This window comes from Rahnella sp. BIGb0236 (assembly GCF_004364755.1).
GTDB lineage: Bacteria > Pseudomonadota > Gammaproteobacteria > Enterobacterales > Enterobacteriaceae > Rahnella > Rahnella victoriana.
Map to the genome: position 1 here is coordinate 1 of NZ_SOAO01000012.1, position 13563 is coordinate 13563.

4 protein-coding genes are annotated in these 13563 nt (G+C 56.9%); 2 read left to right on the forward strand and 2 right to left on the reverse strand.

The genetic code is table 11. The features are described 5' to 3' along the window. The coding region (locus EDF78_RS25995; protein WP_133823753.1) for an RHS repeat-associated core domain-containing protein at positions 1-663 on the forward strand (663 nt) is incomplete at its 5' end. Between the two features lie 847 nt (positions 664-1510). On the opposite strand, the gene EDF78_RS19870 is transcribed toward EDF78_RS25995, so the two are convergent. Then, complete coding sequence (locus tag EDF78_RS19870; RefSeq protein ID WP_095921943.1) at positions 1511-3298, reverse strand: sodium:proton antiporter; 1788 nt, start codon at positions 3296-3298, stop codon at positions 1511-1513. Positions 3299-3557: 259 nt separating this feature from the next. On the opposite strand from EDF78_RS19870, the gene EDF78_RS19875 reads away from it, so the two are divergent. Next, positions 3558-13187 (forward strand): autotransporter-associated beta strand repeat-containing protein, encoded by a 9630-nt coding sequence (locus EDF78_RS19875; RefSeq protein WP_133823754.1) that lies wholly within the window; start codon positions 3558-3560, stop codon positions 13185-13187. 61 nt (positions 13188-13248) lie between these two features. On the opposite strand, the gene yahO is transcribed toward EDF78_RS19875, so the two are convergent. After that, the gene (yahO, locus tag EDF78_RS19880; protein WP_095921944.1) at positions 13249-13527 is read right to left on the reverse strand and encodes a DUF1471 family periplasmic protein YahO; all 279 of its coding nucleotides are present in this window, start codon (positions 13525-13527) and stop codon (positions 13249-13251) included. Positions 13528-13563: the final 36 nt, after the last annotated feature.

Below are 13563 nucleotides of genomic sequence, written 5' to 3' on the forward strand. Positions count from 1 at the left end.
GAGTTCGACCCGTGGGGCAATCAGGTGGACGGCAGCAACCCGCTGCGCATGTACCAGCCCATCCGCATGCAGGGTCAGCATTATGATGAGGAGTCAGGGCTGCACTACAACCGCCACCGCTATTACGACCCGACGCTGGGCAGGTATATCACGCAGGACCCGATTGGGTTATTGGGGGGATGGGATGGGTATGCTTATGGGTGCAATAATCCAGGAACATTAGTCCATCCTTTAGGACTAGATGTATTTATTGTGAACAGAGACTTATCAGCATTAGGCGAAACAGTTAGCCAAAGATGGAATCCGTTGACTCATACATTCACGGCTGTGACAGATGAAAATGGTAATGTATTAAACACTTATAGCTGGGGTAATGATGCTAATTTAAAAGGGTGGAATAAAGATCAATCCATTGATATTAACACGGCTAAAAAAGCACTACAAAAATCTTTGGCCGAGAAAATATCCCTGTCAAATGATTGTATTTCGGATGCTTTCTCCGCATTAAACAAGAAAGAAAATGAAAATTTTAATTCCCTTGTCGTTAGCAATTGCAAAGCAGAAACAAATAACCTTATGGTTATAACAGAGAATATTTGCAAGTCTAAATATGGAAGTCCATTGATGAAAATAAATCCCTCAACCGTTTTTGGCGGGTTTTAATTATGTTGAGACAATTTTTTAGATCCTTCCTAATCGCACTATTGTTTTCAATTATTTGCATTGTGATTTATATTTTCTTTGTGAAAAGTGGTTTTATCTTCAAAAAATCAACGTACAAGCATTTGTTTTTTATAATGATAATTACATCTGGTGCAATATGTTTTTTTAAAGTGAACGTAAATAAAGGCAATAATACAAAGAATAGTGTTCTATTGGCTATTATCACAGCTTTGTTAATATTTTACATGGTTGGGTTTTTTATTGTTAATGCCTATGGGGTATGAGCTAATTACTCACATATGAGCTAACTGGCCTTGGTAAACAACAGGGCAAAACTCCGAGTTAGCATGCGGGGAATTTAATGAGTAAGTGGGGCGAGGCAAGTTAGTTGAAAGTGGTGGCAATAAAAATTGAATTAATGATACCCACGAGGAGTACATACAAAAACTGATTATTTGGTATTGAGAGGTTGAAATGCTCTCGCAATGATTTCTTTAGTGACAAATATAAATATGAAGAAATTAAAATATAATATTAATAACATTTACTTGCAATTTGTTCTAACAGCCTTGCGCATGAAGTGCCAGTATTTTGATGAGGAGTCGTGGCTGCACTACACCCGCCAACGGCATTACGACCCGACGCTGGGCAGGTATATCACGCAGTAACCGATTGGGGTGTTGGGGGAATAAATAAAATTCTCGAACAAGTGGGGTTAAAATGATGGCTCTGCGGCACAACTGAAGTAACAAACGTTGTGGTGGCTGCCGCAGTAAACAATACAACTTTTAAAGATAAAGCGTGATTAAACATTAATTATGAAGCGTGCAACTATAAAAATGTTTATTTACCCCGCGCCGTTCACCAGTGCAATCAATGTGCAGGGGACGGGCGGGGTATTGCCGTCTTTTAATATCACCAGCGACTGGTTTTCCCGCACGGCAAACAGGGGCAGCACGCCGCTGTTTTTCTCCAGATAATCAATCCAGCCAAAACTTTCATTCAGATGGGTGGCCTTGATCACCGCGCCCTGTGCCAGCAGGGAACTGAGTTTGGAATAAGTGGCTTCGGTACTGAACAGCACTTCATGACGCTGGAAGCGGCTGTTTTCCTGCGAACGCGCCCCTTTAATCGCCGGGCCGGATCGCACGGCAAACACGTTATCACGGCCGAAAATATGGCCGAAATGGTATACCGCCAGCGCGTTCTGATGGCGGTTCGGTGAGAGCGCCAGCACCTGCGCCGTACTGCTCAGATCCAGATAGTTTTCCGCATGTTCCGACCAGGCATTGCCGTAATAAGCAGGAATGCCATCCATCCGGGCCTGACGGTAATACTCCCAACTGCTGTCGGTCAGCCGAACCGGAATATCCTGTTTCATCAGCACTTTCGCCAGCGCCCGTGCCACGGTATTGGCCCCGATGATCAGCACGCCACGCGGTGCCCGCTGCTGTACCCGTAATCCGCGGGCAATCGCCCGGCTGGTCAGGCTTTGCAACACCACCGTGCCGATGATGATGGCAAATACCACGGTCACCAGTTTGTCGGCCTGCGGATAATTCATGCGTTGCAGGGTCAGGGCGAACAGCGAACTGACCGCCGCCGCAACGATGCCTCGCGGGGCAATCCAGCACAACAACAGACGATCCCGCCAGTGCAGGGACGAACGCCAGGTTGACACCGCGATACACAACGGACGGGCGATAAACTGCACCACCAGCAACAGGATCACCAGCGGCCAGCCCATCGCCATCAGCGCGTGGATATCCAGCCGTGCCGCCAGAATAATAAACAGCGCCGAGATCAGGATGGCCGACAGTTCCTCTTTAAAAGCCAGAATATCGGTGGTATCCACATCGCGCATATTGGCGAGCCAGATCCCCATCACGGTGACGGTCAGCATGCCGGATTCATCGGCGAGGGCATTCGACAGACCGAACGCCGTCAGCATCACCGCCAGTACGCCGAGGTTTTGCAGATAAGCGGGGATCCACACGCGGCGCAGCGCCACACCGAGCAGATAACCAAACAGCGATCCGAGCACCAGTCCGGCCGCCACGGTCGCACCCAGCGTCCAGAAAAGATGGGTCAGCGATTCTGCGTGTTCGCGCAGGGTAATAAATTCAAACACCAGCAGGGTGAAGATCGCGCCCACCGGGTCAATCACAATCCCTTCCCAGCGCAGCACCTGATTGATGGCCGCGTTCGGGCGCACCACGCGCATCAGCGGCGCAATCACCGTCGGCCCGGTGACCACCGTGACCGCGCCCACCAGCGCCGCCAGTTCCGGGGCAAATCCCAGCAACCACCAGCACGCCAGACTTATCACCGCGAAAGTCACCAGCATGCCGATGGTCACCAGATTGCGCACCACGCCGCCCAGCCCGCGGACTTCATCAATCCTCAGCGTCAGCGCGCCTTCGAACAAAATGATCGCCACCGAGATCGACACCAGCGGAAACAGCAGATCGCCAAACAGGGCATCGGGGGTGATCACCTGCGCGACCGGCCCGAGCACCACGCCCAGTAACAGCAGCGGCAGAATGGCGGGAATTTTCAGCAGCCAGGCCAGCCACTGCGCCAGCAACGATCCCAGACCAATAATCACCAGCATCAGCGGAGCCGACAGCAACATAAAATTTCCCTTTTAGATAATAAGCAGAGGGCCAGCGGACGGCCTGTGATGTCACCAAATTATTCGCACAATGTTGCGTTTTTGTAAGTGTAGCTTACCTTTATGTAAGGAATTAAAAAGGCAAATTTCAGGATGTTTCGTTGTAGGTTTAGGTTAAAAGAGATTTTTTAGTCAGATTTGTCAGCCAGTCACTCCAGCCGTATCGCGTTTTCTGAAGGCCATGCAGGCCATGTTGAATCACTTTATCCGGGATCCTCTGATGAATAAGATCTACCGTCTGATATGGAGCGAAGTCAGGTCTGCGTGGGTTGCCGCACCTGAAACCACCAAAGGGCAGCGCAAGGGCAGTGGCCGCACCCGTCTGGCCGTTTCGGTCGCCCTGGCGTTAACCACCACGCCGGTGCTGGCGGAAGATGTGAACTGGGCAGTGGCGTATCCTTCTTATACTTTCCCGGTTCTCGCCAATTACGACATTCTGCGTGAAACGGGTTTTGCTTTCACCATTGATGGCGACACCGCCACGGCCAATCATTATGCCGCCGGGACGACGTTGAATATTCTCGGGGCGATCCCGACCCTTGCCGCCGGTTCGAACGGCACGTTCACCACGTTACTGGTGCGCAACGGCCTGACAGACAGCACGGGCACCGGTGCGGACCCGGGGCGCATCACCCTGATTGAGGCCACGGATGCCAATAATGTCGTCACGCCGATCACCTCCGCCAATATCGATAACTTTACCTACTCCACCAACCCCGCCGTACCCCAGCAAAATCAGGAGCTGAACGTGGTGGTGCCGGGGCTGGATGGCAGTTATTCGGTGATTAAAGTCTATGATTCCTCGACCTTCTCATCGTCAACGGATGCGAAAGTCGGCGATTTAGCACTCAACGTCTATGCGCCGAACTCGTTTCATATCTACAACAATTTCGGTATTGCCAGCGTCTCGGCAAACGGCGGTACCGCCAATATCAATATCGGTGCCGATACCGGCGGCACGACGGCTATCTCTGCGGCCGCCAACACCCTTAATCTGCTGGCGAAGAATTCCACGCTGGCAAAAGCAGACGGCACGGACAATGCAGCCAGTCAGGTGAACTGGTTGTCGGATAACTATGTTCATTTTTCACCGGCGGCAGTGATCGACAGTGACCTGCAATCTGAAACCGCTGTCAGTTCAAAATACAGTGATTCCATCACGCTGCCCAATTACGCACTGGTGGCAGGAAGGGTGGTTCAGATAGGCACCCGTGAGTTTGACATTACCTCGGCGGCTGACATTGCTACCGTGAATAACTTCCTGCTGGGGACCAGCCGCGAAAACAGTCAGGTTCAGCTGTGGCTGACCGGCGGCGTCACGTTACCGCCGGAGAATGGCGGGGCGGTGATTGATTCGACGGTGATTGCCCAGAATACCTATAACGCCATTATTCAAAGTCTGCTGGATAACGAACAAAGTAACCGCGTGGATCTGACTTATCACGTCTGGCAGGATTCACTGTCGCACACCAATAACGCCACGCTGGGCACCGGCGATCTGAATGTGATTTACGCCACCGGCGCACTGGCGACGGGCACCGTGACCAGCACCGGCAGCCTGGCGGTGGACGGTGCCTCAACCGTGATGCGCGCAGACCGAGGTGCCACGATAACCAACAACGGCAATATCAATATCTGGCGCAGTGACAGCGCCAGCCCGGCCGGTGTGGGTATGAAGGCGACAGATGCCACCGCCACCAACACCGGCACCCTCAATGCCGGACTGTTTCTGGAGAAAAATGGCAGCAACCAGAATGTCAGTAATCAGGGCAGCGTGGCGATGCAGGGGCTGGGCGCCAGCCAGTTATCCAATACCGGCTATATCAACGTCGCGCTGACCGACAGCACCACGGCGAACGCGGTGGGGATGCAGGCGCAGGGCACCACCACGGCCACCAACAGCGGCACCCTTGCGCTGACCGGTAACAGCCATAATACCAACGGGCGCGCCAGCGGTTACGCGGCGGATATTTCCGGCGCGGCGACCTTTACCAACGCCACCGGTGGCAATATTTATATCGGCACCACGCCGGTGACGGCCAGCGCCGCACCTTCTGCCATCAGCATGGTGGGCGGCGCGGTACAGTCTGCGGCTATCCGCACCAGCAGCACCGGCAATGTGACCAACAACGGGACGATTACCCTCGGCACTGCGACGCGAAACGCGGTGGGTATGCTGGTCAATGGTGGCACCGGCGCGGTGCTGAACGCCGGTACGATCAATGTGCTGGGCGGCCTGGGTGCGAACGGCTCTGCGGCACCGAATTATGGCTTATCCGTCACTAACACCACCAGCGTCACCAATACCGGCATCATCCGTGTCACCGGCGAGAACAACGTGGCGATCAACCTGCTGGCAAGCTCCGCAGCGGCGGCAGTGAATTCTACCAATTCCGGTACCCTCACCGTCGGCGCGGCCGGTGATAACGGCGGCAACGACAGCAACCCTTACACTTACCGCAATTATGCGGTCTACGCCGAAGGGCTGAACGGCAATCAGGCCACGGCCACGATCAACTCTGCGATTAACCTGTTATCCGCCGGTGCGATTGGGGTCCATGCGCGGGGATCCGCCACTATCAACGTGGGCGCGAATGCATTGCTGAATTTCGCCAATAACAGCCAGATTGGTTATTACGCCTACGGCGAGGACGCCAAAATCAATCTCGGCAGCGCCATCATCAATGACAACGCTCAGGCGAAGTCGGTGTTGTTCCTGATTGACCATGGCGCGCAGTTTGACGGTGATTCCGGCGGCGCGGGGGCGTATGCACTGACGGTCAGCGGCACCGGTTCAACGGGCGTATTCGCTAACGGGCTGGATACCGGCGCGGACGGCCAGCCGGGCGGGGGCGATGATGCGCTGACCACGCTGGATACCGGTTCGGCGACCATTTCGGTGAACGGTGAAAATGCGGTCGGGGTGAAAATCACCGGCGGCGCAACCGGGACCATCAACAACGGCGGCATTCTGCTGAATCACAACAATTCCACCGCCGTGGTGGTGGATGGCCGCAGCTATGCGATCGACGGGACGATTGGCGACAGTGACGACGCGCTGGAAACCAACGTGCTTTCCAGAGTGGATATCGGCACCACCGCCAGTCAGAGCGGCATCAAAGGCTATGACATTTCGCACAAAGGCAACGTAGATATCGAAAGCGATGGCACCGTGCTGGCGGGCAGCAACAATATCGGCATCTATCTGCACGACGGCGGTATCGCCACCAACAATGCGCCGATCAGCGTCTCCGGCACCAACAACATCGGTGTCTATATTCAGGACCAGGGTACGCTGACCAACTCACGCGGCATCACGGTGTCCGGTGTGACCAACAGCGGCAATGTCGGGGTGAAAGTTCAGGGCGCGGGGGCGCAGGTCACGCAGCTCGGTGATGTGACGGCCACCGGCGGGCTGGCAGCCGTCCAGCTGGTGGGGAACGGCGCGGCGCTGGCGATCAGCGGCAGCAATAATCAGATCACCGCCAGCGGCGGCGCGGACGGCATTCTGATGGATACCGGTTCATCGTCCCTGACCGCCAGCAATACACAGATTGATATCACAGGCACCGGCGCGGGCATCAATAACAAGGCGGATACGTCCAACATTAATCTGACTGACGTGGTGATCAACGCCGCCGATGGTCCGGCCATCCGCACCGCCGTGACGTTCAATGCCGAAGGAACCGGCAATATCCTCAATGTGTCCGGCAGCGGGTCAGGGTTTGCGTTTGAACAGACGGATGGCAGCAATACGACCGGTAATCTGACCATCGGCACCGGTTACACCATTGATGTGACCGGCGCGAACGGCAACGGTATTCTGGCGAAAACCAACGGCAGCGTGACCTCAGGTGCCAATATCACCATGGGCGCGACCGGCGGAGCGGCGATTTCGGCGGCCGATGCCAGCGGTGTCACCAATAACGGCAATATCCAGACCAGCAGCAACACCAATACCTCGGTGCTCGCCACCAATGCGGGCGCGTTTACCAACAACGGGACGATTAACGCCACCGGCGCGCTTAATCCGCTGGCCTTAATCCGCATCAACGGCAGCGCCGCCAGCCGCACAATTCTTAACAACGGCACCATCACGGATGCCAGCCAGAACTCGGTGGTGATTGACGCCAGCGGCAGCGCCGCCAATACCGTGACCAATCAGGGGACGCTCAGCGCCGCCAGCAATACGGCCACGGCATTGCGGACGGGGAGCGGAAGTGACAATGTCACGCTGTCCGGCACCCAGGCGACCACCGGGCTGATCAATCTCGGTTCGGGAGCGGACACCTTTACCTGGAACGGGGGCACGCTGGATGGCGCGGTGGATTTCACCGGCTCAGACGGCAATGACCGCGCCAACATCGGCGATGTGGATCTCAGCGCTACCCGCCACATTCTCAGTAATGGCGGCAGCGGCAGCACGCTGACCTTTACCGATACGCACGCGGGCAGCGATCCGGCACAGATTGGCTCGCTGGCGGCAGATGCGTCACCGGTCACCAATATCGGCACCGGCTGGAGCACGCTGGCGGTGACCGGCAGCGACGCGGATTTGCGCGTGGTGGATAATTTACAGCTTTCCGGCATGCCGCAGATCCGCATCAGCGACGGTGCCACTGTGCGTAGTGGTGACAACGTCACTAATTCCGCACTGGCCAGCATCAATAACTACAACGTCAGCACCGACGGCGCGGACAGCCTGCTGATATTTGACGGCCTGTCCGCCGCACAGACCTATTCCGGCATCATCAGCGGCACCGGCGGGCTGGAACGCGCGGGCGGTGGCACCACCATCCTGACCGGCGAGAACACCTATACCGGCAATACGCTGATCGAGAGCGGCGGTACGTTACAACTGGGCAATGGCGGTGCGCCGGGGGCGTTATCGCCGCTGACCAATATCACCGACAACGGCGTGCTGAACATTAACCAGTCCGACACGGTGAATCTGGGCGGCGTGATCAGCGGAACCGGCGCGTTCTATCAGACCGGCAGCGGCACCACGCGGCTGAGCGGCGCAAACACTTATCAGGGCGTGACGCAGGTTAATGGCGGAACACTGCTGGTGAACGGCGATCAGACGGCAGCCACCGGCGCGACCACCGTTGCCAGCGGCACCACGCTGGGCGGCAACGGCACGATCGGCGGTGATGTCACATTTGGCGCGAATACCACGCTCTCGCCGGGTGACGGCGGTGCGGGCACGCTGAACATCAAAGGCAATCTGAACCTGTCTGCCACCACCAACAGCAAGTTTGAACTCGGCCAGTTGTTTGCCGAAGGCGGCGCGCTGAATGATTTCGTCAATGTCGGAAAAAATATCACCCTCGACGGCCAGCTGAACGTCACGCTTTCCGCCGGAGGGATTTTCGTCCCCGGATTGTACCGGCTGTTCAGCTATGCCGGTGACAAGGCGGATCAGGTCAATAACGGGTTGCAGATCGTCTCGCTGCCGCCGGGCAATACCGGCGTGTTCAATATCCAGACGTCGATTGATCATCAGGTCAATCTGGTGGTCGGCGCGCCGGAGAACGATTTAACCACGCTGCAATACTGGGATGGCGATCTGCTGGGCGGCAATCACGGTAACGGCACCTCCGGCGACGGGGTGGTCAGTGGCGGTACTGGCGTCTGGCAGTCGCGTGCGCTGGGCGACACCAATAACTGGACGACGGACACCGGTGCGGGCAACGAACCGTGGAGCCAGAGTTCGTTTGCGATCTTCCAGGGGCAAAGCGGGACCGTCACGGTCAGCAATGCCTACGATCCGGTGCGGATTTCCGGTATGCAGTTTGACTCCAGCGGCTACGTTCTTGACGGCGATCCGCTGACCATTACCCGCACAGCCGATCTTGTTCCGTCGGTGAATTATCAGGCGCAGGGTGAAACGGTGGCCGATGCCTATTTTGTGGTACGAGTCGGTGCAGGCGCTGACGGCGCGAATGTGACGACCACGCTCAATACCGATCTCACGCCGGAAGCGGGCGCGACTGACCGGCTGAAATTGCTGAAATTCGACCCCGGCAGGCTGATCCTGACCGGCAACAACAGCTATACCGGCGGGACCGAAATCTATAACGGCACGCTGAACGTCTCCGCCGATGAAAACCTCGGCGTGGCCGGTGCCTCCGTGCTGATCAACAACAATGCGACATTACAGATTGGGGCGGATTACACCACGGACAGACCGCTGTTCCTCAGCCAGACCGGCGGCGGACAGATAGATCTCTTCGGGCATACGTTTACCCCGACCGGCGTGATTGGCGGACTCGGGCCACTGACGGTGCGTGATTCCACGACGGCCGCTGACAGCACGATGGTACTCAACCGCGCCAACAGCTATCAGGGTGCGACGACGGTGAGCGGCAATAACGGCGCAACCGTAGTGGCGGTGGATGCCAATACCACCGGCGTGTTCGGTAAATCCGACAGCACGGTGACGGTGAATCAGCAAGGTACGGTGAATTTCAATAACAGCGCGACGGCACAGAGCCACGCCTTTACGCTCGACAGCGGCATTCTGACCTTCAACGATTCCGCGTCAGCGGCCGACAGCGTGACGACGGCCACTGACGGTGCGGTGGTCAGGCTGAGCGACAATGCCCGCGGCGGCAACGGGCGGTTTACGCTGGCGTCCGGCACACAAATGAACCTCAGCGGGCAGGCGGATGGCGGCAACGCCGTGATGACCAGCAACGGGCTGGTGACCTTTGCCGGGCAGGCGACGGGCGCGGGGGCAACGATTGCCAATAACGCGGGCGGCGTGGTGAATATCGCCGACAGCAGCGGCACGGCGATCGGTTCGCTTTCCGGCGCGGGCAATGTGGTGCTCGGCGCGGCCTCACTGACCGAAGGGGCGCTCAGCCGCAATGACGGCATCAGCGGGGTGATCAGCGGTGCGGGGGGCAGCCTGAGCAAAACCGGCAACGGCACCCTGACACTCACCGGCGACAACACTTACACCGGTGCCACCGCCGTGCAGCAGGGCGTTTTGCTGGTCAATGGCAATCAGCAGGCCGCCACCGGTGCAGTCAGCGTGGTGTCGGGTGCCACGCTCGGCGGTAACGGTACGCTGGGCGGCAATGTCACGGTGGCAGATAACGGTCATCTTGCGGCGGGCGCGGCTCTGAACAGCGTCGGCGTGCTGACCACCGGCGGTCTGACGCTAAATCAGAACGCACAAATCGATTTCCAGTTTGGCCGCTCTTATGTCGCAGGCGGCAGCCTGAATGACCTGATCAACGTCAACGGCGATCTGAACCTCAACGGCAAGCTGAACATCACCCAAACCCCCGGCGGCACCTTTGATGTCGGTATTTACCGTGTCCTTAATTACACCGGTGCGCTGACCAATAACCAGCTGGATATCGGCACCGCGCCTCAGGCGGCAGATGACATGTATGTGCAGACATCGATTGCCGGTCAGGTGAATCTGGTGAACCGCACCGGCGTTATCCTGCGATTCTGGGACGGTGCCGACAGCGCCAACAAAAATGACAGTCAGATTGAAGGCGGTAACGGCGTCTGGCAGAACAGCAGCGGCAACGATAACTGGTCAACGGATGTCACCACACCGGATGGCCGCTTTAATGCGCCGTTCAGCGACAATTCCTTCGCCATTTTCGGTGGCACCAAAGGCAACGTCACGGTGGATAACAGCCTCGGTGCGGTGAACATCAGCGGCGCGCAGTTTGCCACCGACGGTTACGTTGTCACGGATGGCGTGATCACCACCACAACCGCCGATACACAAATCCGCGTCGGCGACGGGACCGCGCAGGGCGCGGATTATACCGCGACCATTAACTCGCAAATCGCAGGCAGCGGCGGCATCAACAAAACCGACGCCGGGACGCTGATACTTGGCGGCGACAATACCTACCGTGGCGGCACGACGATTTCAGAGGGCACCTTACAGGTGTCGGCAGACAATAACCTCGGACAGTCCGGCAGCGGGCTGGCCTTTGACGGCGGCACGCTGCGCTATGGCAGCGCCTTTAATACCGGCCGTGCCGTCAGCCTGCAAAGCGGCGGCGGGACGGTGGATACCGATGGCAAAAATGTGGCGCTGAACGGCGTGATCAGCGGCAACGGCGCACTGACTAAAACCGGCGGCGGTACCCTGACGCTGACGCAGGATAATACCTATACCGGCACGACGACCCTCAGTGAAGGCACCGTTCAGCTGGGTAACGGCGGCGAACAGGGCAGCATTGTCGGCGATATTGTCAATAATGCGGTCTTACAGATTAACCGCGCAAACCTGCTGACCTTGCCCGGTGATATTTCCGGCACCGGCCAGCTATGGCAGCAGGGTACCGGCACCACGGTACTGAGCGGCCGCAATACCTATTCAGGACTGACGCGGGTACAAAGCGGCACATTGCTGGCCAGCGGTGCGAATACCCTGAGCAGTCAGTCAGACCATCTCGTCAGCGCCGGTGCGTTACTGGATACCGGCGGTACGTCTCAGACCCTCAGCTCGCTGGTGAATCAGGGCACGGTAAATCTGCGCGGCGGCGATGTCGGTTCCACACTGACAGTAAACGGTGACTATGTTGGCATGAACGGTGTACTGAAAATTGCCGCGCAGCAGCACAGCCCCGGGGTGGCCGACCGGCTGGTGATTAACGGCGGCAGCGCCAGCGGCGTCACCCGGCTGGATATTGATGTCAGCCAGCTCGGCGAGGAAACCACCGGCGATGGCATCACGGTGGTGGAAGCGGTGAATGGCGCGACCACCACCGCGCAAACCACCAAAGACGCCTTTACCCTCGGTGCCGATCATCTTGATGCCGGTGCCTTCCAGTACCGGCTGTTTGCCGCCGATGCCGGCGGCGCGGGGGAAGACTGGTTCCTGCGCGCCACCTATCGCCCGGATGTCCCGGCCTTCAACGGGCTGGCGACCACGGTACGTCAGGCGGATCTGGCGGTGCTCGGCACGCTGCATCTGCGTGTCGGGGATGAAAAACCTTACGACAAAACCGTGCCGGAAGATCAGGAAGGACGTTTCTGGGCGCGTTATATCGCGCAATCCACTCACCAGAGCCTGAACGATGCCACGGCAACGCAGGCAGATTCCCGCATGAACGGAATGCAGGCCGGGGTGGATTTGTATCAGAACGAAAGCTGGCGGGCAGGGATTTACACCACCGTGCTCGATATCGATACCAGCTATCAGGGCCAGACCTCCGGTGGCGCGGGCTATACCTCGGATACTGCGTTTTACCTCGGCGGCTACGCCACCTGGACGGGGGATGACGGGTTGTATGTCGACAATGTGCTGCAATATGGCCGCCACAGCGTGGATCTGAAAACCGGCAACAGCCACGATTCGCTCAGCCCTGACGGCAATACGTTTGTCGCGTCAGTGGAAGTGGGCAAACCCTGGCAACTGGGTGACAGCAACTGGGCACTGGAACCGCAGGCTCAGCTTATCTGGCAGCACAGCGATTTCGACAGCGTGATCATGCCGGGCGATGCCAAAACCCGTGCCGACATCGAGGCTGATGATGCGGTGATTGGTCGTCTGGGTGTGCGTCTGACCAGTCAATACGACACGCAACAGGGCAGTGTGAAGCCGTATGTGCGGGTCAATCTGTGGCAGGAATTGTCGGATGGCAGCGATTCGACCACCTTTACCAACACCTCCAACAGCGCCGGAAAAACCACGCTGACCGCTGACCAGCGTTACAGCAGTACCGAAGTGGCACTGGGCGCGACCTGGGCGGCCACGTCAGAAGTGCAGGCGTACACCGAAGTGGGCAAAAGCTACCAGAACGGCGGATCAAAAAGTCAGATATCCAATGATCTGAGCGGCACGGTGGGGATTAAAATCCGCTTCTGAGGCAATAACAAAGAAGCCCGCAAATGTGCGGGCTCCCTTTATTACGTGAACACTTAACAAATCACTTTTTCTTATAAACGTCAGCCGTGCCGTGAATTTTATTGTTGGTATTGCCAGACGTTAATACAAAAACATCGCCGCCTTTTTTATCGGCTTTTTTCGATAAATCTTCAATGGCACCGGACTGCGAGGTTTTATTCGAGGTGGTGACAGAACCCACTTTGGTATATTCAGATGCCACTTTTTCGAAATCAACTTTCTTCATCAATTCAGCCGAGTAGGCGCTGAAAGAAACACAACCCATTACAGCCACAGCCAGCAACGTTTTAGATATTTTCATGTAAGCCTCAGGTTTAAAGTTTGCCCAGTAAATTGA